At 71.9% G+C, this 21,002-nt stretch carries 21 protein-coding genes; 7 read left to right on the top strand and 14 right to left on the bottom strand.

What is annotated here, in order from left to right; genetic code table 11:
- Window position 1: 1 nt before the first annotated feature.
- Window positions 2–1,186, bottom strand: a complete 1,185-nt coding sequence (locus tag BMY89_RS15945; protein WP_092380753.1) for a polyamine ABC transporter substrate-binding protein — start codon at window positions 1,184–1,186, stop codon at window positions 2–4.
- A 203-nt stretch (window positions 1,187–1,389) separates the two neighbouring features.
- Here BMY89_RS15945 and BMY89_RS15940 point away from each other — a divergent pair, with 203 nt between their 5' ends.
- Window positions 1,390–1,902: an Lrp/AsnC family transcriptional regulator gene (locus BMY89_RS15940; RefSeq protein ID WP_092380752.1), complete on the top strand. Its 513-nt coding sequence runs from the start codon at window positions 1,390–1,392 to the stop codon at window positions 1,900–1,902.
- A 204-nt stretch (window positions 1,903–2,106) separates the two neighbouring features.
- On the opposite strand, the gene BMY89_RS15935 is transcribed toward BMY89_RS15940, so the two are convergent.
- The 3 genes from BMY89_RS15935 to BMY89_RS15925 are packed head-to-tail and all read right to left on the bottom strand — an operon-like array spanning window position 2,107 to window position 3,279.
- Window positions 2,107–2,304 carry a DUF397 domain-containing protein gene (locus BMY89_RS15935; protein WP_092380751.1) on the bottom strand — a complete coding sequence of 66 codons (198 nt, stop codon included), beginning with the start codon at window positions 2,302–2,304 and terminating at the stop codon, window positions 2,107–2,109.
- A 19-nt stretch (window positions 2,305–2,323) separates the two neighbouring features.
- Window positions 2,324–2,515 carry a DUF397 domain-containing protein gene (locus BMY89_RS15930; protein ID WP_092380750.1) on the bottom strand — a complete coding sequence of 64 codons (192 nt, stop codon included), beginning with the start codon at window positions 2,513–2,515 and terminating at the stop codon, window positions 2,324–2,326.
- The gene (locus tag BMY89_RS15925; RefSeq protein WP_092380749.1) at window positions 2,506–3,279 is read right to left on the bottom strand and encodes a helix-turn-helix domain-containing protein; all 774 of its coding nucleotides are present in this window, start codon (window positions 3,277–3,279) and stop codon (window positions 2,506–2,508) included. Before BMY89_RS15925 ends, BMY89_RS15930 begins: the two co-directional genes overlap by 10 nt.
- 447 nt (window positions 3,280–3,726) lie before the next feature.
- On the opposite strand from BMY89_RS15925, the gene BMY89_RS15915 reads away from it, so the two are divergent.
- Window positions 3,727–5,073: an aspartate aminotransferase family protein gene (locus BMY89_RS15915; protein ID WP_092380747.1), complete on the top strand. Its 1,347-nt coding sequence runs from the start codon at window positions 3,727–3,729 to the stop codon at window positions 5,071–5,073.
- A 67-nt stretch (window positions 5,074–5,140) separates the two neighbouring features.
- Window positions 5,141–6,517: an NAD(P)/FAD-dependent oxidoreductase gene (locus BMY89_RS15910; RefSeq protein ID WP_092380746.1), complete on the top strand. Its 1,377-nt coding sequence runs from the start codon at window positions 5,141–5,143 to the stop codon at window positions 6,515–6,517.
- Window positions 6,518–6,638: 121 nt separating this feature from the next.
- Here BMY89_RS15910 and BMY89_RS15905 read toward each other — a convergent pair whose 3' ends face one another.
- The gene (locus BMY89_RS15905; protein ID WP_092380745.1) at window positions 6,639–7,004 is read right to left on the bottom strand and encodes a DUF3499 domain-containing protein; all 366 of its coding nucleotides are present in this window, start codon (window positions 7,002–7,004) and stop codon (window positions 6,639–6,641) included.
- Between the two features lie 151 nt (window positions 7,005–7,155).
- Between BMY89_RS15905 and BMY89_RS15900 the strand changes: the two genes are divergently transcribed.
- A complete protein-coding gene (locus BMY89_RS15900) occupies window positions 7,156–7,605 on the top strand; it encodes a metallopeptidase family protein (RefSeq protein WP_092380744.1) in 450 nt (149 codons plus the stop codon).
- 53 nt (window positions 7,606–7,658) lie between these two features.
- Here the strand turns inward: BMY89_RS15900 and BMY89_RS15895 are convergent, their stop codons facing one another.
- The 6 genes from BMY89_RS15895 to BMY89_RS15870 all read right to left on the bottom strand — a co-directional run bounded on the left by BMY89_RS15895 (window position 7,659) and on the right by BMY89_RS15870 (window position 14,549).
- Entirely contained in the window at window positions 7,659–7,916 is a 258-nt protein-coding gene (locus BMY89_RS15895; protein ID WP_092380743.1) for a WhiB family transcriptional regulator, read from the bottom strand.
- A gap of 470 nt (window positions 7,917–8,386) precedes the next feature.
- Entirely contained in the window at window positions 8,387–8,737 is a 351-nt protein-coding gene (locus BMY89_RS15890; protein WP_092380742.1) for a phospholipase, read from the bottom strand.
- A gap of 15 nt (window positions 8,738–8,752) precedes the next feature.
- Entirely contained in the window at window positions 8,753–10,147 is a 1,395-nt protein-coding gene (locus tag BMY89_RS15885) for a DUF4331 domain-containing protein (RefSeq protein WP_092380741.1), read from the bottom strand.
- A 198-nt stretch (window positions 10,148–10,345) separates the two neighbouring features.
- Window positions 10,346–10,630 carry a hypothetical protein gene (locus tag BMY89_RS15880; RefSeq protein WP_092380740.1) on the bottom strand — a complete coding sequence of 95 codons (285 nt, stop codon included), beginning with the start codon at window positions 10,628–10,630 and terminating at the stop codon, window positions 10,346–10,348.
- 155 nt (window positions 10,631–10,785) lie between these two features.
- A complete protein-coding gene (locus BMY89_RS15875; RefSeq protein ID WP_092380739.1) occupies window positions 10,786–13,296 on the bottom strand; it encodes a bifunctional FO biosynthesis protein CofGH in 2,511 nt (836 codons plus the stop codon).
- A gap of 140 nt (window positions 13,297–13,436) precedes the next feature.
- A complete protein-coding gene (locus BMY89_RS15870; RefSeq protein ID WP_092380738.1) occupies window positions 13,437–14,549 on the bottom strand; it encodes a hypothetical protein in 1,113 nt (370 codons plus the stop codon).
- 97 nt (window positions 14,550–14,646) lie between these two features.
- Here BMY89_RS15870 and cofD point away from each other — a divergent pair, with 97 nt between their 5' ends.
- Together cofD and BMY89_RS15860 are read left to right on the top strand one after the other, a co-directional pair.
- Window positions 14,647–15,591, top strand: coding sequence for a 2-phospho-L-lactate transferase (cofD, locus tag BMY89_RS15865; RefSeq protein ID WP_092380737.1), 945 nt, complete (start codon window positions 14,647–14,649; stop codon window positions 15,589–15,591).
- Window positions 15,588–16,676: a coenzyme F420-0:L-glutamate ligase gene (locus BMY89_RS15860; protein ID WP_092380736.1), complete on the top strand. Its 1,089-nt coding sequence runs from the start codon at window positions 15,588–15,590 to the stop codon at window positions 16,674–16,676. The genes cofD and BMY89_RS15860 overlap by 4 nt, the downstream gene beginning before the upstream one ends.
- Before the next feature lie 8 nt (window positions 16,677–16,684).
- Here the strand turns inward: BMY89_RS15860 and BMY89_RS15855 are convergent, their stop codons facing one another.
- Window positions 16,685–17,677: an ArsR/SmtB family transcription factor gene (locus BMY89_RS15855; RefSeq protein ID WP_092380735.1), complete on the bottom strand. Its 993-nt coding sequence runs from the start codon at window positions 17,675–17,677 to the stop codon at window positions 16,685–16,687.
- Window positions 17,678–18,046: 369 nt separating this feature from the next.
- On the opposite strand from BMY89_RS15855, the gene BMY89_RS15850 reads away from it, so the two are divergent.
- Window positions 18,047–18,661, top strand: coding sequence for an NUDIX hydrolase (locus BMY89_RS15850; RefSeq protein ID WP_092380734.1), 615 nt, complete (start codon window positions 18,047–18,049; stop codon window positions 18,659–18,661).
- Here BMY89_RS15850 and BMY89_RS15845 read toward each other — a convergent pair.
- Together BMY89_RS15845 and BMY89_RS15840 are read right to left on the bottom strand one after the other, a co-directional pair.
- On the bottom strand, window positions 18,630–19,721 hold the full coding sequence (locus BMY89_RS15845) for a mannose-1-phosphate guanylyltransferase (RefSeq protein ID WP_092380733.1): 1,092 nt from the start codon (window positions 19,719–19,721) through the stop codon (window positions 18,630–18,632). The genes BMY89_RS15850 and BMY89_RS15845 overlap by 32 nt on opposite strands.
- A gap of 49 nt (window positions 19,722–19,770) precedes the next feature.
- A complete protein-coding gene (locus BMY89_RS15840) occupies window positions 19,771–20,916 on the bottom strand; it encodes a glycosyltransferase family 4 protein (RefSeq protein ID WP_092380732.1) in 1,146 nt (381 codons plus the stop codon).
- Between the last annotated feature and the right edge of the window lie 86 nt (window positions 20,917–21,002).

Raw genomic sequence — 21,002 nt, 5'->3', positions numbered from 1 at the left:
GTCACGCTCCGATAACCTGCTGGAACTTGCCCTCGTACTCACGCTCCTGCTGCTCGTCCAGCGCCATGAAGACCCGCGACGTGGTGAGCATGGCCTCGTCCGGGAAGATCAGCGGGTTGGCGGCCAGCTCCGGGTCGATCTTCTCCATCTCCGCCTGCGCGCCCTGGACGGGGCAGATGTAGTTGACGTACGCGGCGAGTTGGGCGGCGACCGCCGGGTCGTAGTAGTAGTTGATCACCTCTTCGGCGTTGGCCTTGTGGGTGGCCCGGTTCGGCACGAGCATGTTGTCCGACCAGAGCATCACGCCCGAGTCGGGCACCACGAACTTGATCTGGTCGTCGTCGAAGCCGAGCTGGACGACGTCGCCGGACCAGCCGATACACGCGGCGATGTCCCCCTTGGCCAGGTCCGGGGCGTAGTCGTTGCCGGTGAACCGGCGGATCTGCCCGGAGTCGACGGCCCGCTTGAGCTTGTTGAGGGCGTCGTCGAACTGGCTGGCGGTGAAGTCCGCCGGGTTGTGGCCGTTCGACATCATCAGCAGGCCCATGGTGTCGCGCATCTCGCTGAGCGCGGTCACCTTGCCCTTGAGGTCGGCCCGGGTGAGCAGTTCGTCGACGGTACGGATCTCCTTGGCCACCCGGCCGTTGTAGGCGAGCCCGGCAAGGCCGGACTGCCACGGAATGGCCAGCTGGCTCTCCGCGTCGAAGGAGCGGTTGCGCAGCGACGGCAGCAGGTTGGCCTCGACGTTGGGCAGCTTCGCCTTGTCGAGCTTCTGGATCCAGCCGAGCCGGATCATCCGGGCGGCCATCCAGTCGGTGAGCACCATGACGTCCCGCCCGGTGCTCTGACAGGCGGCGAGCTGGTTCTGCACCTTCCCGAAGAACTCGTTGTTGTCGTTGACGTCCTCGGTGTAGTTCACCTGGATGCCCGTCTTGCTGACGAACCCGTCCAGGGTGGGGCGCTTCGACTCGTCGTCGTCGTCCACGTCCATGTACTGCGGCCAGTTGGAGAAGGCCAGCGTCTTCTCCGTACCGGACAGGTCCTCGCTGACACAGCCAGCCTCGGTCTGCTGCGCCCCGGGGGTGCCGCAGCCGGCCAGGGTGCCACCGGCGGCGAGCAGCGCGGCCGAGCCGAGGGTGCCGGTGAGCAGACCCCGCCGGGTCAGCGGCCGGAAGGCACTACGCATGTGACGACTCCTATGGGTGATCGTCGGCGGCGGGACGGGGGTGGCGCGCCGGCTGGAGGTCAATGGCGATGGACGACTGATCCTGACATGAGCAAACCTCACTCACAAGGGATTCCGTTGCAGGATTAGCTCTGGACGACGAATTACGCCAGACCGCCCGCTGGCATTAGGCTCAGCCCGGTGACGGACATGGGGAGCGGTCGATGACGAACCGGCAACAGGACAACGGCAACGGCGGGCGCCGGGTGAACGTGCGGGAGGGCGCGAGCCACGCCCTGCTCGACGACGTGGCGAAGCAGATCATCGAGCAGTTGCAGGAGGACGGTCGCCGCCCGTACGCCACCATCGGCAAGGCGGTGGGGCTCTCCGAGGCGGCGGTACGCCAGCGCGTACAGCGTCTGCTCGACGCCGGGGTGATGCAGATCGTCGCGGTGACCGATCCGCTCCAGCTCGGGTTCCCCCGGCAGGCCATGATCGGTCTGCGCACCGACGGTGACCTGGAGAGCGTGGCCGACCGCATCGCCGAACTCGACGAGATCGACTACGTGGTGATCACCGCCGGCTCGTTCGACCTGCTGGCGGAGGTGGTCTGCCGCAACGACGAGCACCTGCTGGAGATCCTGCAACGGCTGCGCGCGGTCCCCGGCGTGCTGTCGACCGAGGCGTTCGTCTACCTCAAGCTACGCAAGCAGACCTACACCTGGGGCACCGCCTGACGCTGACCGGCTGGCTTGCTGACCGACTGGCTGGCTTGCTGACCGACTGGCTGGCTTGATCAACGCCAGTTCGGCGGGATGGGGGTATCCCGTCGCCAACGACCCCGCCATTTCGGCGGAACGGAGTCGATCAACCGGGCGGGCGACCGACCGGGGTGGGCGATCAGTCGGGGTGGGCGATCAGTCGGGGTGGGCGATGGGCGATCAGTCGGTGGACCGGTGCGCGGTGGCGGCGACAAAGGCGCGCCAGGCGGTCGGGGTGACGGCCAGGGTGCCGCCGTCGCGGGCTTTGCTGTCGCGCACCAGGACCCGGCCGGGCAGGTTGTCGGCCACCTCGACACAGTCGCCGCCGTTGTTGCTGCTGCGGGTGGCGGTGCGCCAGCGGGCGCCGGTCATCTCCATGTCGTCGCCGCCCTCCGCCTCAGAGGCGCTGCCTGGCTCGGGCGACGAACGCCTGCCAAGCGGTCGGGGTGAAGGCCAGGGTGCCGCCGTCGCGGGCCTTGCTGTCGCGCACCAGGACCCGGCCGGGCAGGTTGTCGGCCACCTCGACACAGTTGCCGCCGTTGTTGCTGCTGCGGGTGGCGGTGCGCCAGCGGGCGTCGGTCATCTCCATGTCGTCGCCACTTCCCTGATCAGCTCGATGGACCGCCGACGGGGCAGCGCCTCACCGGTGACGCTCTCCCATCTCCCGCCCAGGCTAGCAAGGTCGGCACGCTCGGTCACCACCTGACCGCGAAGCTGATTGTCCAGATAGGCCACCTCGGCACCGTCCGGCATCCGGGCCAGCACGAACGGCCCGGCCAGGCCGGTGTGCCACGGATTCTCCGCCGGGATCACCCGGACCTGCAGGTGCTCCCGCTCGCCGAGGGCGGCGAGGTGAGCCAACTGCCCGGCCATCACGCCCGGATCGTGGCCCACCCGCCGACGCAGCACCACCTCGTCGAGGACCGCCACGAACTGGAGTGGCACCTCGCGCTCCAGCACCCGCTGCCGGGCCAACCGCGCCGCCACGATCTCCTCGACCTCCGTCGGCGGCAGCAGGCCGCCGGTGGCCAGCACCGCTCGGGCGTACGCCTCGGTCTGCAGCAGGCCCGGCACGAGCAGCGGCTCATACGACCGGAGGGACCGGGCGTCCTGCTCCAGCTCCGCCCAGGCCCGGAACCAGGGCAGGTCTCGGCGGCGGAACGGCTCCGGCCAGAGCTCCTTGGCCCTGCGCCCGAGGATGTTGGCGACGGCGATCCGGGTCCGGGGATGCGGTATCCGCCCGTCTGCCAACCAGCGGGCCGCCGTCTTCGGGTCGACGCCCACCTTCCCGGCCAACGACTCGGCCGTCTCGCCCCGGTCCGCCATCGCCACCCGCAACGCCTCGTTGCCCATCGCACCCTCCCGACTCGCGTCACCCTGCGGCGCAGGCTAGTCACCGCCGGTTGCCGTGTCCGCCCACCGCCGGCGTGTTGCGGCCCGGACTGTTTCAGCGCACCCGAGGTGCGACCCGGATGCCCCCGAAGTGCCCTGGACCCGCCCCGCCCCGCCCCGCCGCCGGCCGCACGGCGGGCAAGGGCCGGGCGGCGGGCAGGGCAGGGGCCAGGCGGCGGGCAGGGCGGCGGGCAGGTGCGGCAGGGCGGCCGGCAGGCCGGCAGGCAGGTGCGGCAGGCCGGACCGGTGATGCGGATTCAGTTGCCGAAGACACCTGGCTTCGCTAAATCCGTTGCATCACGCCTTCCGGGCAACCGATAGCACTTGCTTTGTGGCCTCGCGCTGTGGGATAACCGTGGGCAGAGCGGCCGGTGACCCCTGACCGGCCCGAGAACCGATGGGGCTGACATGGCCAACGCCACCGACCACCTCTGGATGCACTTCACCCGGATGGCGAGCTACTCCGCCGGTGAGGTGCCGACCATCGTCCGCGGCGAGGGCACCTACGTCTGGGACGCGCAGGGCCGCCGCTATCTGGACGGGCTCGCCGGCCTCTTCGTCGTCAACGCCGGCCACGGCCGCACCGAGCTGGCCGAGGCCGCCGCGAAGCAGGCCGGCGAGCTGGCCTACTTCCCACTCTGGTCGTACGCGCACCCGAAGGCGGTGGAGCTGGCCGAGAAGATCGCCACGCTGACCCCCGGCGACCTGAACCGGGTCTTCTTCACCACCGGCGGTTCCGAGGCGGTCGAGGCGGCCTGGAAGCTGGCCCGGGCCTACTTCAAGCGGACCGGCAAGCCGACCAAGCACAAGGTGGTCAGCCGGTACATCGCCTACCACGGCACCTCGATGGGCGCTTTGTCGATCACCGGGCTGCCCGGCATCAAGACCGACTTCGAGCCGTTGGTGCCGGGCGGCATCAAGGTGCCGAACACGAACTTCTACCGGGCCCCGGAGCACGGCGACGACCCGGTGGCGTTCGGCCGGTGGGCCGCCGAGGAGATCGGCCGCGCCATCGAGCGGGAGGGGCCGGAGACCGTCGCCGCGGTCTTCCTGGAGCCGGTGCAGAACTCGGGCGGGTGTTTCCCGCCGCCGCCCGGCTACTTCGAGCGGGTCCGCGAGATCTGCGACGCGTACGACGTGCTGCTGGTCAGCGACGAGGTGATCTGCTCGTGGGGCCGGCTCGGCGAGTACTTCGGCGCCGTCCGCTACGGCTACCAGCCCGACATCATCACCACCGCCAAGGGCATCACCTCGGGCTACGCCCCGCTCGGCGCGATGATCGCCAGCGACCGGCTGATGGAGCCGTTCCTCACCGAGACCGGCATGTTCGCCCACGGGGTGACCTTCGGCGGCCACCCGGTCTCCTGCGCGGTGGCCCTGGCCAACCTGGAGGTCTTCGCCCGCGAGGACCTGATCGGGCACGTACGCGCCAACGAGGCGGCGTTCCGCGCCACCCTGGAGAAGCTGCACGATCTGCCGATCGTCGGTGACGTCCGGGGCGACGGCTACTTCTACGGCATCGAGCTGGTCAAGGACAAGACGACGCGGGAGACCTTCGACGAGGCCGAGTCGGAGCGGCTGCTGCGTGGCTTCCTCTCCGGCGCCCTGTTCTCCGCCGGGTTGTACTGCCGCGCCGACGACCGGGGTGACCCGGTGGTGCAGCTCGCCCCGCCGCTGATCGCCGGGCAGGAGCAGTTCGACGAGATCGAGCAGATCCTGCGGGCCGTACTCACCGAGGCGTGGTCCCGGCTCTAGCATCCACCTCCGGTCGGGTCCGGTCGCCGGTGCGGCCGGTTCCGGCCGGCACCCTCAGGAGTGGACCGTGCGCTACCAGGACCTGTCGTACTGGCTGTCCACCGTGGACGAGCCGATCACCGCGCGCCCCGCGCTGACCGGGGATGCCGACGCCGACGTGGTGATCGTGGGGGCCGGCTACACCGGGCTGTGGACGGCCTACTACCTGACCCAGGCCGACCCCACGCTGCGGATCGTGGTGCTGGAGCGGCAGGTGGCCGGCTTCGGAGCCTCCGGCCGCAACGGTGGCTGGTGCTCGGCGCTGTTGCCCACCTCGTTGACCGCGCTGGCCCGCCGGCACGGTCGGGACGCCGCGATCGCCATGCAGCGGACCATGCACGGCACGGTGCGCGAGATCGGCCGGGTGGTCGCGGCGGAGGGCATCGACTGCCACTGGGCGTACGGCGGAACGGTGGTGCTCGCCCGCAGCGAACCGCAACTGGACCGGGCCCGAGCGGCGGTGGCGGAGGCACGGGAGTTCGGTTTCGGTCCGGCCGACCTCGACCTGCTCGGCCCCGACGAGGCCGCGACCCGGTGCTCCGCCGAGGGGGTACGCGCGGCCACCTACACGCCGCACTGCGCGGCGGTGCATCCGGCGCGGCTGGTACGCGGCCTGGCGCGGGCGGTCGAGCGCCGGGGAGTGACCATCCACGAGCGGACCCCGGTCACCCGGATCGACTCCGGTGGGGCGGTCACCCCGGCCGGCACGGTGCGGGCCCCGGTGGTGGTTCGGGCCACCGAGGGGTACACCCCGGGTCTGTCCGGGTACCGGCGCGCCATCGCACCGGTCTACTCACTGATGATCGCGACCGAGCCGTTGCCGGCGGCGGCGTGGGAGCGGATCGGGCTCGCCGAGCGGGAGACCTTCTCGGACCACCGGCACGTCATCGTCTACGGCCAACGCACCGCCGACGGGCGGCTGGCCTTCGGTGGCAGGGGTGCGCCGTACCATTTCGGATCCCGGGTCCGGCCGGACTTCGACCGGGAGCCACGGGTCTTCGCCGCACTGCGGCGTACGCTCGGCGAACTCTTCCCGATGCTCGGCCCGGACGTGCCGGTGAGCCACAGCTGGGGTGGGCCGCTCGGGGTGGCGCGGGACTGGTCCGCCTCGGTCGGCTACGACCGGGCCAGCGGGTTGGCCTGGGCCGGCGGGTATGTCGGCGACGGTGTCGGCACCAGCAACCTGGCCGGGCGTACGCTGGCCGACCTGATCCGGGGCGAGCACACCGAGCTGACCGGCCTGCCCTGGGTCAACCACCGCTCTCCGAGGTGGGAGCCGGAGCCGCTGCGCTGGCTCGCGGTCAATGCCGGCCTACGGGTGATGCTCTCCGCCGACGAGGTCGAGTCCCGCACCGGCCGCCCGTCCCGCCGCGCCGCCACCCTCGCCCACCTCCTCGGCCACTAACCCACCCCACCCCACCCCACCCCTACGACCTACGGTGTTGATCAAGAGGTTTTGGTCAGCATTTTTGCCCGAGCCCGACCAAAACTTCTTGATCAACACTGAGGGGCCGGGGTGGGGTGGGTTAGTGGGTGGGGGGGATTACGCGGAGGTGGCCGCGGCGGGAGGTGGGGGGTGTGCGGTGCTGGTCCTGGTCGTCCTGCGGGGGGCGGGGGGCCGGGCGTGCGGCTTCGCGGACCGCCTCGGCGAGCGCCACCAGGTCATCCGTGGTGGGCGGTGGCGGCTCGAACTCGCCCTCGTGCCGGACCACCTCCCAGCCGCGCGGGGCGGTCAGGCTGCGGGCATGCGGCTCGCAGAGGTCGTACGTGTGTGGCTCGGCGAAGGCGGCCAGCGGCCCCACCACGGCGGTCGACTCGTTGTAGACATAGGTCAGCGTGGCGACCGCTTGCCGGGGGCAGCCGTTACGGGAGCAGCGCCGTGGTGACCTCACGGGCGCAGGGTATCTCCATTACCGGCTCCGGCGCACTGGTTCGCGTTACGACACGCCCGTCTTGGTGATCACATTTCCACCCGGTGCCGCGGCGCGCCACGCTGCCGGCGCTGATGCGGCCCGGGGCCGCCCGGACGCTACTCTTTGGCTCATGACGAGCCCGGAGAACCGCCGCCCCGGCCCCGGCCGGCGCGCTCACCGCGACCGGCACGGGCGCGGTCTGCGCGGGCGGTTGGTGCCGGCCACCGTGCCGCTGGCGCGTACCAAGGCGGAGATCTTCGACGACCTGGTGCTGGACACCGTCGAGGCGCTCGAACGCCGATTCGCCAAGGAGCTGGCCGGCGTCGAGTTCGCCGTCGAGGACGTGCCGCCCGACCTGAACGTCTACGACTCCGACGTGCTGGAGGACGGCGAGGTGCCGCTCGCCCGGCTGCTGCCGGGCCGACCGGGTCGCCAGGAGGTGCCGCCGCGGATCGTGTTGTACCGGCGACCGCTGGAGTTCCGGGCGATGGATCGGGAAGATCTCGCCGACCTGGTCCACGACGTGATCATCGAGCAGGTGGCGAACCTGCTCGGTGTCGACCCGGACGAACTGGCCTGAGCGTCGGTCGACCCCGGGCGGGACGGCCCCCAACCGTCCCCACCCGAGACGCGTCAGGCCACCCGACGCTTGAGCTTGCGCCGCTCCCGCTCGGAGAGCCCACCCCAGATCCCGAACCGCTCGTCGTGCCCGAGAGCGTATTCGAGGCATTCCGTCTTGACCTCGCACCGCGAGCAGATCCGCTTCGCCTCGCGGGTCGAACCGCCCTTCTCGGGAAAGAACGCCTCCGGGTCGGTCTGCGAGCACAACGCCCGCTCCTGCCACTCCGGCGCGTTTCCGAGCAGGTCGGCCGCCTCAAGCTGGCCGTCCATCTGTTGCCTCCTTGTCGCGCACCGGCGTCATCGCCGCTGCAACCCCCCACGCGAAAGGCGTGCTTTGTCCGTCCGGTCCGTTTTGATGCGCTCCGTGCGAACAACCCCATTCAAATTACACGCGTGTAATACGTGCGCCGTCAAGCCAAACTTGATAATGGAGTCGCCCTCCCGACACGCACCCGGCTGACCGCCCGGACCACCCTGTCTCGCCCTGCCCTATCGATTCAGACCCCGGCCGAGTAACGCCCTCCCCGGCGAGTTGCCCGACTTTTCTCCCGTGGCGCGCGGCGCGCGACAGGGGTGATCGAGGCCCACACCGGCCCCAGGAGGAGCCCCGCCAAGATCGATTGATCTTGAACCGCAAGGTTAGCCCGACTTCGCCAACCCCGCCCGTCGGGCCCGCGCACAACGACCGCGTCCCGCCCACATTGTGGACGGGACGCGGTCGTAGAAGGGCGCCGGCGAGGTCAGTCCGCCGCCGCGGGTGCCCTGGTGGGCAAGGCGAACTCGGCTACGACGCCACCGGTCACGGTGACCGATCCGACAGGCGTGTCATTGTCCCACCAGACGGTATAGGTGCCCGCCGGCAGATCCGGGTAGACGGCACTGTGGAACGTGCCGTCCCGGACCTGCCGCTCCCGTACGGCGGAGTGCGTACGCGGGTCGCCGTCCCGGTCGGTCCGGCTCACCTCGATCTCCCGGCCGAGCAACTGACGTCCGGTGTAGATGATCAGGGCGCCGGTGTCGCCACCCAGATCGAGCACGACGGTCGCGGTCCCCGAGGGACCGTACGTGTGCGAGTGCTCGTGTTCGGCCATCTCCCCACCTCCTGCTCAGGAATCCACCGACGGGTTGTTGAACCCGTCGTACGGCGTACCGAGGAACGGAAAGTTGCGCAGGAAGGGCGCGGTCACGTCCGCAGCGCTCAGCCCCGGCGTCACCGCCGCCGCCGCGGCGTCGGGCTGGAACTTCCGGTCCACCAGCGGCACGGTCAGCCCGGCGATGGCCCGCAGCGCGATCGTCACCACGTCGTCGGTGACCCGCCGGCCGTTCGGGAAGCCCGCCAGGTCACCACCGAGCAGACCGAACCGGTTCGGCCGGCTCGCCGGCGGGATCGCCGTGTTCAACCGCAGCAGGTCGGCCTGGACGTCCCCGGTCACGTTGGTGAACCCGTCGATCAGCCCCTCCGGGATGCCGGTGAGCAGGATGGCGACCAGGTCCGCCCGCGCCTTCTTCGACTTGTTCAGCTCGTCCAGATTGGGGAAGACGTCCGGGTAGAGCACCGGGAGCAGGGCGGCCAGCTCCGGCCGCTCGACGAACTGCGCGAACCGCTTGTCCTCCGAGGGAGGCAGGGTGTTCCACAGGTCCTTCTGCGCCATCGGCACGATGACCTCGTTGAACAGTGGATTGCCCAACCTGGACACCTGGGTGAACGGTCCGGCGTTGGTGTCCGCCGCCGCCCGGTCACCGAGCACCCGCACCTGCCGGCGGGACGCCGAGGTCCAGACACCTATCACCGAGGCGGGCTCCTGCCAGTGGTACCGCTCGGCGCGACGGCGGACCCGACCCAGCGGCACCTGGAGCGCCAGGCTGTGCACGTTCATCCGGTCGGTGGCGTTGACCGGCTCACCGGCATCCTTGAAGATCTTCTTCCCGGCCACGTGCAGCTGCTGGAACGGCCGCAGCGTACCCAGATCGAAGATCGCGCCCAGGTCGACGAAGAAGCCGTCCGCGCGCTGCCCGGCGAACACCCGCTCCCCGGTGGAGAGCTTGAAGGTGGCCTGGCGCACCAGCTCGCCGTACTTCGGAGTGGACAGTGGGCCGACGTTGCACGGCGGGCAGGGCAGCTTGCGCGCCAACCGCTCCTGCTTGCCCCCGATGATCCGGGTCAGGCTGTAGAACTGCCGCCGGTTCCAGTTCTCGCTGTCCAGGGCGTCGATCGGCCCGGTGTTGTAGAGAAAACTGTTCGGATTCGTGATTTCGGTGGTGAATTCGAATCGGTAGGTGACGTCCGGTCGACCGTCACCGTTGTTGTCGATATGGATCTCGTATCGCACGTCGTCGCCGAACTCGAAGAAGTTCGGCCCACCGGAGGGCAGTTGCAGCGGTACGTAGTTGGCAATCAACGTCACCGTGTCCGGGCGGTCCGGGGTGACGAACGCGTACAGGTCGGATGAATCGGCGACCGGATCCTTGGCGATCTCCGGTGCCTCGCGGTGTGAAGACATGAAGGACCCACCTCACTGGGCGAAAAAGTGAATTCGATGGCCGGCCGGGCGCCGAGAGCCTGCGCCGGGCTGGAGGACGCCGGCCGCGGTGTGGCGGGCGGGCGGAGGAGGCTCAGCGCCGGTGGCGGGGCCGATCGGGCCGGGCGGCAGCGCGTACCGCGGCCGGTGCGGCGTGGCGGGGACGGACGGGCATCGGGCTCAGCGCCGGGCGGCGGCGCGGCGCAGCCGGTCCGCCAGACCCCGATCGCGTACCTCGATGCGGGACTCGCCGACGAACACGTCCATGGTGCCCGACCGGGCGTCCCGCAGGTGCACGACGATCGTCTCGTCGACGCCGGCCGCCGCCTTGTCGTCACCGTCTCCGGCGAGCGACAGCCCCGGTACGGCGAGGGCAGCAGCCCCGAGTGTGGCGCTGGCGGCCGCCGTCAGCGTCTGCCGGCGGGTCAGTTTCGGCCAGCGCCGCTTCCGCTTCTCAGTAATCATGGCTACCTTTCCGGCGGCGGCGCGCACGCGCCCGCGTCAGCGAACGGGGCCCGCGACAGCGCTCGCCGGCCCCCTGCAGGGGTGCCGGCGGCGGTCCTCGCCGCTACCGTCGCCGGCATCGACAGGTACGGCCGGCGCCGGAAGATGGTTCGACGCTACGTGGCGAGGTGACCGTACGCAGTCGTGCGCCTACGCGCGGGCCGCCCGGCCGCCGTCGCGATCGCGCGCAGCTGCTCCTCGGTACGCGCCGATCCGTTGCCGGAGCCCGCCATCCGGGAGATGGTCTCCTCCATCAGGGTGCCGCCCAGGTCGTTGCAGCCACTGCGGAGCAGCTCCGCCGTACCGGCGTCGCCGAGCTTCACCCACGAGCACTGGATGTTGTCGATCCGGCCGTGCAGCAGCACCCGCGCCATCGCGTGCACCACCCGGTTCTCCCGCCAGGTGGGCCCCGGCCGGGCGATGCCGGCGAGGTAGATCGGGGCGTTGGTGTGCACGAACGGCAGCGCCACGAACTCGGTGAAGCCGCGGGTGCGGTCCTGCACCCCGGCCAGCACCCGGAAGTGGGCCAGCCACTGGCCAGGGTGGTCGACGTGGCCGTACATCATCGTGGAGCTGGACCGGATGCCCAGCTCGTGGGCCGTGCTGACCACCTCGACCCAGGCGGCCGTCGGCAGCTTGCCCTTGGTCAGCACCCAGCGCACCTCGTCGTCGAGGATCTCCGCCGCGGTACCCGGAATGGTGTCCAGCCCCGCATCCCGCAACCCGGTCAGCCACTCCCGCACCGACCCGCCGGCCTTGGCGGCGGCGGTCACGATCTCCATCGGCGAGAAGGCGTGCACGTGCATCTGCGGCACCCGCGCCTTGATCGCCCGGACCAGGTCGGCGTAGATGGTCACCGGCAGCTTCGGGTCGATGCCGCCCTGTAGGCAGACCTCGCTGGCGCCGGCCTCCCACGCCTCCTGCGCCCGGTCGGCGACCTGCTCCACCGACAGCCGGTACGCGTCTGCGTCGCGTTCCCGCTGGGCGAAGGCGCAGAACCGGCAACCCACGTAGCAGACGTTACTGAAGTTGATGTTGCGGTTGACCACGTAGGTGACGTCGTCGCCGACCGCCACCCGACGCAGCTCGTCGGCGGTGCGACACAGCTCGTCCAGCGCCGGCCCGTCCGCGGCGAACAGGGCGAGCGCGGCGTCGGAGTGCCGGGGCTCCAGCAACGCCGCCGGGTCCTCCGTGGCCAGCCGCAGCCCGGCCCGCAGGTCGGCGTCGCCAAAGCCTGCGGTGGCCTGCCGGCCGACCTTCGCGGCCACCTCCGACCAGTCGCCGTAGACGTGGTCGAAGTCGCCCCGCCGATCCGCCGTACGGCCGACGGTGTCGATGGTGGCGTGCAGGTCGCTGCGACCGCCGTACGTCTCGTCGGGCTCCTGCCACGGCCGACCCACCGGTCGGGCCGACTCGACGGCCAGCCCGGTCTCCGGGTCCGCCAGCGCCGCGACGTGCGGCAGCAGGCGCGGATCCAACCACGGCTCGCCGGCAGCGACGTACTCCGGGTAGACCGTCAGCCGCTCACGCAGGGTGAAGCCGGCGGCGGCGGTACGCTCCGCCAACTCGTCCAGCTCCGGCCAGGGGCGCTCCGGGTTGACGTGATCCGGGGTCACCGGGGACACCCCGCCCCAGTCGTCGATGCCGGCCCGCAGCAGCAGGTCGTACTCGCCGGCGATCAGGTTCGGGGGCGCCTGGATCCGGGCCTTCGGCCCGAGCAGCACCCGCGCCACCGCCACGGTGGCGGCAAGATCGTGCAGCTCGGCGTCGGGCATCCCGCGCATCGCCGTGTCGGGCTTGGCGCGGAAGTTCTGCACGATCACCTCCTGGAGGTGGCCGTACTCCCGGTGCGCCCGCCGCATCGCGAAGATGGCATCGACCCGCTCGGCGAGGGTCTCGCCGATGCCGATCAGGATGCCCGTGGTGAACGGCACGCCGACCCGCCCGGCATCGTCCAACACCCGCAACCGGACGGCCGGTTCCTTGTCCGGCGACCCGTGGTGCGGGCCGCCCGGTGAGGACCAGAGCCTCGTCGCCGTGGTCTCCAGCATCATTCCCATGCTGGGCGCGACCGGCTTGAGTCGTTGCAGCTCCGACCAGGAGAGCACGCCCGGATTGAGGTGCGGCAACAGGCCGGTCTCCTCCAGCACCGCGACCGCACAGGCACGCAGGTAGTCCAGGGTGGACTCGTAGCCCCGTTCGTCAAGCCACTGCCGGGCCGCCGGCCAGCGCGCCTCCGGCCGATCGCCGAGGGTGAACAGGGCCTCCTTGCAGCCCTGCGCCGCGCCGGCCCGGGCGATGGCGAGCACCTCGTCGCGGTCGAGGAAGGCCGCCGGCAGCCGGTGCGGCACGGTGGCGAAGGTGCAGTAGTGGCAGCGGTCCCGGCACAGCCGGGTCAGCGGGATGAAGACCTTCTTCGAGTACGTCACCACGCCGGGCCGACCGGCGTCGCGCAGACCCGCGTCACGGACCGCCCCGGCGATGCCGAGCAACTCGTCCAGGGCCGAGCCCCGGGCCGCCAGCAGTGCCGACGCCTCATCGACGTCGAGCGCCCGCCCGGCAGCGGCCCGGCGCAGCGCCCGCCGAACGCCCGCGTCGCCCGACCCGGACTCGCTCCGATCAACCATCCGCCCAGCCTATGCGCTACCACCGGGTGCAGTCTCCGCCCCGTGGTCAACCGCACGCGGTCCGGCCCTGCCCGTGCTCCACAAGGCTCGCCCGAGCGAGCCGGGGCCCAGGCGGTCTTATGAAACACGGGCCGGCGTCGTCAGCGGGGGCTGTCGCCCGGGTCGATCCGCTGGGTGCGGTCGGCGTCGCCGTCGGCCGGTCGCTCGGCACCCTGACGCGGGATGCTCTGGGTCGGATCCGCCGCGGCCGGCTGTCCGAACGGCGGCGCGGCCGGCTGCCCGAACGGCGGCCCGGCCGGCTGCCCGAACGGCGGCCCGGCCGGCGGCGAGGAGGGTGCGGCGGCCGGCTGACCGGGCGGCGGCCCGGCCGGTGCGGACGGCGCTGCCGGTGGCACCGCCGGCTGACCGTGCGGCGGCCAGGTGTGCGGTGACTCGGGCGGCCCTCCGGCCGAGGGCACCTGGCCGGCCGTCGGCCGACCCGGCTGACCACCGGACTCGCTGCCGGGCTGGCCCACCGTCGGGTAGCCGCCGGTGGCGTAGTCGCCGGGCCGGCTGCCGGTGGGGTAGTAGCCGGCGGGCTGGCCGCCACCGGGGTGACCCGGGTGCCCGGCTCCGGGGTAGCCGGCGGACTGATCGCCACCCGGCCAACCGCCCGGCTGGGCCGGCGGCGACCACCCACCGCTCTGGTAACCGGACTGACCCGGGCCGCCCGGCTGCGGCCAACCCGGCTGCGGCGTGCCGTACACGCCGGGCTCCGGCTTCGGCCGGGGCACGTGGTACAGCCGCTGCCAGACGCTCCACACCACGTACCCGGCCGCCGCGAAGAGCGCCACCCAGGCCGCTCGGGTGAGCATGCCGGTCATCGCGTCGAAGACCTGGCCCTCGGCCAACCGGCCGACCACCCAGATCAGCAGCGTCAGGCCGCCGAGCACGGCGCTGGCGACGTACTCGCCCAGCGCCACCTGCGTGATCAGTTTCGCCCGTGGGACGACCGGGGCCAGGTGGGTGGCCAGCAACACGGCCAGCACCGGCAGGACGACCGCCTCCACCCCGATGAAGGCGAAGAAGGAGCTCGCGGCACGCCCGGTCACCGTGCTGTAGGCGCCCTGCGGCGTGAGCAGCCGGATCAACCCGACGAAGAGGAAGACGGCGTTCGCGCCCAGGAGCACGATGGCGACGAGTTCACGCAGCGGCCCGGTCACCTGGCGGGCCGGGGTCGGGTCGGTGGGCGGGGGCTCGGCGGGGCTGGTCACGAACTCTCCCTGGGGCGAAAGCGGACAGATGCCGACGTGAGCCTAGTCTCCCCGGGCACCCCGATGCCGGAGGCGTCACGTAGGCGAGGATGGTCGGATGCGGATCGTGGTTCTGACCGGGGGAATCGGCGGTGCTCGGTTCCTGCTCGGGGTGCGGGCGTACGCCCGCGAGGTGGGTGCCGAGGTGACCGCCGTCGTCAACGTCGGCGACGACCTGCGCCTGCACGGGCTCCGGATCTGCCCGGACCTGGACAGCGTGCTCTACACCCTCGGCGGTGGTGCCGATCCGGAGCGAGGTTGGGGCCGGGCCGGAGAGACCTGGACGATCAAGACCGAACTGGCCGCGTACGGGGTCGAGCCGAGCTGGTTCGGTCTCGGCGACAAGGACATCGCCACCCATCTGGTACGCACCACCATGCTGGACGCCGGATATCCGCTGCACCAGGTCGTCGACGCGCTGGCGACGCGCTGGCAGCCGGGCGTACGCCTGCTGCCGGCGACCGACGACCGCCTGGAGACCCACGCTGTGGTCAGCGACGGCGGGCAGCGGGCGATCCACTTCCAGGAGTGGTGGGTCCGGCACCGGGCGCAGCTCCCCACCCACCGGTTCGTCTTCGTCGGCGCGGAGGCGGCGAAGCCCGCGCCCGGTGTGACGGAGGCGATCGCCGGCGCCGACGTGGTGCTGCTGGCGCCGAGCAACCCGGTGGTCAGCATCGCGCCGATCCTGGCCGTGCCGGGCATTCGGGAGGCGGTGACGGACGGTCCCGCCCCGGTGGTGGGCGTGTCACCGATCATCGGTGGCGCACCGGTGCGCGGCATGGCCGACCGCTGCCTGGCGGTGGTCGGCGTCGAGTGCAGCGCCGCCGGGGTCGGCGGGTTGTACGGGGGCCGGGCCAGCGGTGGCCTGCTCGACGGCTGGCTGGTGGCGGAGGAGGACGCGGGCGCGATGGTGCCGGACGTGACCGTCCGCGCGGTGCCGCTGAGGATGACCGACGAGGCGACGACGGCGGCGATGGTCCGCGCGGCGGTGGAGTTGACGTGAGACTGGAGATACTTCCGGTGCCCGGCATCGGGCACGTGACCGAGGGCGACGACCTGGCGGCGCTGATCGGTGGCGCGGCACCCTGGCTGCGCGACGGTGACGTGCTGGTGGTCACCAGCAAGATCGTTTCGAAGGCCGAGGGGCGGTTGGTGGACGTCCCGGCGGACGGTCCGGACCGGCAGGCGGCCCGGGACGAGGTGCTGGCGGCGGAGAGCGTCCGGGTGGTGGCGGCCCGGGGCACCACCCAGATCGTGCAGACCCGCCACGGCTTCGTGATGGCCGCGGCGGGGATCGACGCCTCCAACGTCGACAAGACCCGGTTGGTGCTGCTTCCGGAGGACCCGGACGCCTCGGCCCGGGCGCTGCGGGCCGGCCTGCGCGAGCGCAACGGCGTGGACGTGGCGGTGGTGATCAGCGACACGATGGGCCGCCCCTGGCGCAACGGGCTGACCGACGTGGCCCTCGGTGTCGCCGGAATGGACGCCATCCGCGACCACCGGGGCGAGGTCGACCCGTACGGCAACGAGCTGGTGCTGACCCAGATGGCCGTGGTCGACGAGTTGGCCGCGGCGGGCGAACTGATCAAGGGCAAGTGCGACCAGCTGCCGGTGGCGGTGGTCCGCGGCTACCTGTCCGCGCCGCTGACGGAGAACACCGACGGGGCCAGGGCGTTGATCCGGGACGCCTCGATGGACCTCTTCTCGCTCGGCACCGCGGAGGCAAAGGCCGCTGGCCTCCTCGCCGCCGCCACCCTGCCGGATCAGCCGGGCGGCGTAGCGGCCGACCGGGCGGCGGTGGACCGGGCGATCGCCATCGTCGCCGACGTGGTCGCCCCCGGCACGGTCTTCACCCAGGTCACCGACGCCGACGTACGCAGCGGGCTGGTCGCCACGGTGCCGGGCTGGCCGACACACGCCACCGGTCTGGTGCTCTGTTCACCACCGACCCCGGTGGGGCCGGTCCAACTGGTCCGCTTCGGCACGGACGTACAGCGCCTGCGTACCGCCCTCGCGGCAGAGGGCGTCCCCACCCAGCTCCTGCCCCCGCCCGGCGGCACCACCGCCGCCGCCACCCTTGCCCTCTGACGGTCACATCAGTGGTTGAGCACGTCGCGGCCCAGCGGGGTGAGGGTGTGCAGCACGGTGTTGCGGTCACGGTGGCTGACCAGCAGGCCCGCGTTGCGTAGCACGGTGGTGTGCTGGCTGGCGGCGGCCGGCGAGATGCTCAGCCGGCGCGCCAACTCGCCGGTGGTGCAGCCGTCGTCGCTGGCGGCCAGGACCGCCGCCCGGTTACGCCCGAGCAAGGCGGCCAGCGCCGTCCGGCCGGCGCCGCCCGGCCCGGCCCCGTCGTCGGCGGTCAGCCCGCCCAACCGGTCCACCGGGTAGACCAGTACCGGGGGCAGTTTCGGGTCGACCAGCGCGACCGGCGTGTTCGCACAGAAGAACGACGGCACCAGCAGCAGCCCCCGACCCTGCAGGTGCAGCTCTCGGGTGCTCGGATAGCCGGGGATTTCCAACACGCCCGGCTCCCAGCGCACCCCCGGAAGAAGGGTGCTCAGCAGCCCCTCGATGCCACCGTCGAGCATGGCCCGCGCCCGCCGGGCCCGGTCGGCCTCCACCGCACTCTGGACCCGCGACCAGTACGGCCCGAGGGCCAGTTCGCGGTAGCGGCCAATGGTCGTGGCCAGGTGCGCCAGGGCGTCCGGTTCGCCCCGGGCCAGAGCGGCGGCACCGGCCGGCATGCCCCGACTCTTGGCGAGCAACGTCAGGTCGCGTTGCAGCAGCGCGACCGGCGTACGCCGCAACGCCTCCATCGCCGCCTCGAAGCCGTGCACGCTCTCGTACGGGGTGAGGAAGTCCGGGAAGTAGCCACGCGGCGGGCTCAGCGCGGACAACAGCCGCAGGGCATCGACGTCCTCCTGCCGGCGCAACCCGCGCGACACCTCACGCCGCCAGCCGGCCAGCAACGGGTCACGGCTGCGTCCGGGTAGCAGGTGCAGACTCAGCACCACTTCCCAGACCGGATCAGCCGCCGGAGCCACCCGGGTCCGGAGGATGTCCTCGCCGGAGAAATGGATCTTCAGCATGGAACGGCTCCCCGTCACCTGGCTGGGGGGCGCCCGGCGACCTCAGAACTCTACCCGGCCACGACGACCTCGGATTTTTAAGCCTCAGCTGAAATACCTCGACGCCCACCCGCCGATTCCGCCATGCTTCCCCTGCCGGAGGGGGCGACCTGCGTTTGAGGGTGTCTGCTCCCCCAGGTGCCCGAGGACGGGACGATCGACCGGGCGGCACTATACGAGGGTCTGCGGCTCATGAATTCCGCAGGGGTGCCGCCCGCTCATCGTCCCGGCCCGTACCCGCCCGGCCCCCGTCAGCGCAACCCTGCCTCCCGTTCGCCGGCTCACCGGCCCCGCGCCCGTACCCTGTGCGGAGTCGGAAGGAGGGGCCGCTTGTCAACGCCTCGGGTATCGGAGGAGTCCCCGCTGCACAGCGAGGGGCACTGGGTCGGCCTGCACACCGACGCGACGGCGGTGCTCAGCAGTTGGGCACCGACGAGCCCCGACGCCGCCGGCGCCCGGGATCGGACTCTCGGCCTGCTGACCGACGGTCCGGTCGCGATGAGACGTGAGCACCGGGTCGGCCACGTCACCGCCAGCGCGCTGGTGTTCGACGCGACCGGTTCCCGGGTGCTGCTCTGCCTGCACGGCAAGTTCCACAGGTGGGTACAGCTCGGCGGGCACTGCGAGCCGGGCGACCGGACACTGGCCGGGGCGGCGCTGCGCGAGGCCACCGAGGAGTCCGGCATCGCCGACCTGCGCATCGATCCGGTGCCGATCGACGTGGACGTGCACGCGGTGGGCTGCCAGGGCGGGTCGCTGCACTACGACGTCCGCTTCGCCGTTTTCGCTCCGGCTGGAGCGGTGGAACAGGTCAGCGCGGAGTCCGAGGCGCTGGGCTGGTTCCCGCCGGACCAACTGCCGCACCCACTTGCCGGCGGAACGGCCCAGCTCGTCGCGCCCGGCCTGGCGGCCCTCAGACGAGCTTCTCCTCACCCCGCGCCTTGAGCTCGTCCACGATCGACTTGACGTCCTGGGCACGGTCGCGCGGGCAGACCAGCACCGCGTCCGGGGTGTCGACCACGATCAGATCCCGTAGGCCGATGCCGGCCACCAGCCGGCCGGACTGCGACACCACCACGGTGCCGCTGGTGTCGCGCAACAGCACCTCGGCCTTGACGTCGCCGCCGAGCACCACGTTGCCGTCGGCGTCCGCCGGCAGGACCTCGCCGAGGGTGTGGAAGTCGCCCACGTCGTTCCACCGGAAGTCACCCGGCACGGTCGCCACCCGCCCGGCGCTGGCCGCGCCCTCCATCACCGCGTAGTCGACCGAGATCTTCGTCAGCGTCGGCCAGATCGCCCCGAGCGCCTCGTCCTGCTCGTCGGTGCCCCAGGCCGCCGCGATCGTGGTGACACCGGCGTGCAGGGCGGGCTGCTGGCGGGCCAGTTCAGCGAGGAACGCCGACACCCGCCAGACGAACATGCCGGCATTCCAGAGGTACCGGCCGGACCGCAGGTACGCCTCGGCCACCTCCGCGCTCGGCTTCTCCTTGAACTCGACGACCGGGCGCAACGAGCCGTCGCCGACCGGCTCGCCCGTCTGGAGGTATCCGTAGCCGGTCTCCGGCCGGGTCGGGGTGATCCCGACGGTCATCAGCAGCCCCTGCTCCGCACCCCGGACCGCCTCCTGGACGGTGGCCACCCAGCGCTGCGGATCGCCGATCAGGTGGTCGGCGGCGAACGAGCCCATGACCGCGTCCGGGTCGCGCACGGCGATCACCGCCGCGGCCAACGCGATGGCGGCGCAGGAGTCCCGGGGCGAGGGCTCGACGAGGATGTTCTCCTCCGGCAGACCGGTCAGCTGGCGGGCCACGGCTGCGGCGTGGGCGGCGCCGGTGACCACCATGGTGCGCGCCGGAGTGGTCAGCGGCCCCAGCCGCTCCACCGTCGCCTGAAGCAGCGACGCGGTGGTACCGGTGAGCGGGTGGAGGAACTTGGGATGACCGGCGCGGGACAGCGGCCACAACCTTGTGCCGCTGCCACCCGCCGGAATGACGACATAGATCACCAGGACATCATGCCCGAACCGTCCAGACCGGGCGTCACGGTTGGCGGCCTCAGGCCCGCGCCCTGGCCCACGCCGCGATGTGCACCTCGGCGCTGGACTCCCAGGTGAACTCCTTGGCCCGGTCGAAGCCGGCCTTGGCCAGCGACAGCCGGCGCGGCTCGTCGTCGAGCAGCGCGGCCAGGTCGGTGGCGATCTGGTCCGGGTCCTCGCTGGTGTAGGCGACCGCGTCGCCGCCCACCTCCGGCAGCGACAGGCGGGGCGTGGTGAGCACCGGGGCGGCGCACGCCATCGCCTCCAGGATCGGCAGGCCGAACCCCTCCCCGTACGACGGGTAGGCGGCCACCAGGGCACCGCCGAGAAACCCGGGCAGGTCGCCGTAGCGCAGGTAACCCGGGCGCAGCAACCGCAGGTGCGACGGCACCTCGGCGACCGCGCGGTCGATGTCGTCGTCGTGCCCCTGCCCGCCGGCCACCACCAACGCGGGCGGGTCCTGTCGGTCGGCGACCGCCCGCGCCCAGCCCCGGATCAGGTTCGGCACGTTCTTGCGCGGCTCCTTGGCACCGAGGAACGCGACGTAGCTGCTGTTGCCGAGTCCCAGCCGGGCGCGTACCCGGGCCTTCTCCTCGTCACCGGGGGCGTGGAAGGCGGCCTGGTCCACGCCGTGGTACGCCACGTCGATCCGGGTCGGGTCGGCGTCCAGCAGCCGGATCAGCTCGTCGCGGGTCGCCTTGCTGGGCACGATCACCCGGTCCGCGCGGCGCAGCGAGGTCTTGATGGCGCTGCGGAAGAAGGTGCGGCGGGACTTGTCGTAGTGCTCCGGCTCGGTGAAGAAGGTGGCGTCGTGCACGGTCACCGTGACCGGGCAGCCAGCCCGCAGCGGGCAGGTGTAGAAGGGCGAGTGCAGCACCTCGGCACCGACCTGCTGGGCGAGCAGGGGCAGGCCGGTCTGTTCCCAGGCGAGCCGGGCGGGCCGGTGCGCGACCGCGGCGGGGGCCGGGACGATCTCCGCGCCGGGCAGTGTCCTGCGGTAGCGCTCCAGGTCCGTGCGGAGGCTGACCACGACCAGGTCCACCGCCGATCCGCACACCTTGTCGAGGGCACCGAGCAGGCCATCGACGTATCTACCGACGCCGCCGCGATCGACGGGGACACTCGTGGCGTCGATGAGCACGCGGGGCGGGCGACCGGCGGTCACTGGGCGACTCCTTGCAGTGGCGAGACTGTGGGGAACAACACTCCGGCCAAGCCTACGCCGGAGCCGGGTACGGGCGCTGACTGCGA

The sequence above is a fragment of the Micromonospora phaseoli genome, assembly GCF_900109115.1.
In the GTDB taxonomy this organism is placed as follows: domain Bacteria; phylum Actinomycetota; class Actinomycetes; order Mycobacteriales; family Micromonosporaceae; genus Micromonospora; species Micromonospora phaseoli.
Note: the sequence above shows the minus strand (reverse complement) of the source record. Positions and strands in the feature narration are given on the sequence as shown.

Bases quoted from the DNA above. Each gene is read 5' to 3' on its own strand.
- BMY89_RS15940 (WP_092380752.1), top strand. From the start codon at position 1,390: ATGACGAACCGGCAACAGGACAACGGCAACGGCGGGCGCCGGGTGAAC.
- BMY89_RS15925 (WP_092380749.1), bottom strand. From the start codon at position 3,279: ATGGGCAACGAGGCGTTGCGGGTGGCGATGGCGGACCGGGGCGAGACG.
- BMY89_RS15890 (WP_092380742.1), bottom strand. From the start codon at position 8,737: ATGGCCGAACACGAGCACTCGCACACGTACGGTCCCTCGGGGACCGCG.
- BMY89_RS15880 (WP_092380740.1), bottom strand. From the start codon at position 10,630: ATGATTACTGAGAAGCGGAAGCGGCGCTGGCCGAAACTGACCCGCCGG.
- BMY89_RS15935 (WP_092380751.1), bottom strand. From the start codon at position 2,304: ATGGAGATGACCGGCGCCCGCTGGCGCACCGCCACCCGCAGCAGCAAC.
- BMY89_RS15895 (WP_092380743.1), bottom strand. From the start codon at position 7,916: ATGGACGGCCAGCTTGAGGCGGCCGACCTGCTCGGAAACGCGCCGGAG.
- BMY89_RS15900 (WP_092380744.1), top strand. From the start codon at position 7,156: ATGACGAGCCCGGAGAACCGCCGCCCCGGCCCCGGCCGGCGCGCTCAC.
- cofD (WP_092380737.1), top strand. From the start codon at position 14,647: ATGCGGATCGTGGTTCTGACCGGGGGAATCGGCGGTGCTCGGTTCCTG.
- BMY89_RS15875 (WP_092380739.1), bottom strand. From the start codon at position 13,296: ATGGTTGATCGGAGCGAGTCCGGGTCGGGCGACGCGGGCGTTCGGCGG.
- BMY89_RS15930 (WP_092380750.1), bottom strand. From the start codon at position 2,515: ATGGAGATGACCGACGCCCGCTGGCGCACCGCCACCCGCAGCAGCAAC.
- BMY89_RS15885 (WP_092380741.1), bottom strand. From the start codon at position 10,147: ATGTCTTCACACCGCGAGGCACCGGAGATCGCCAAGGATCCGGTCGCC.
- BMY89_RS15855 (WP_092380735.1), bottom strand. From the start codon at position 17,677: ATGCTGAAGATCCATTTCTCCGGCGAGGACATCCTCCGGACCCGGGTG.
- BMY89_RS15945 (WP_092380753.1), bottom strand. From the start codon at position 1,186: ATGCGTAGTGCCTTCCGGCCGCTGACCCGGCGGGGTCTGCTCACCGGC.
- BMY89_RS15915 (WP_092380747.1), top strand. From the start codon at position 3,727: ATGGCCAACGCCACCGACCACCTCTGGATGCACTTCACCCGGATGGCG.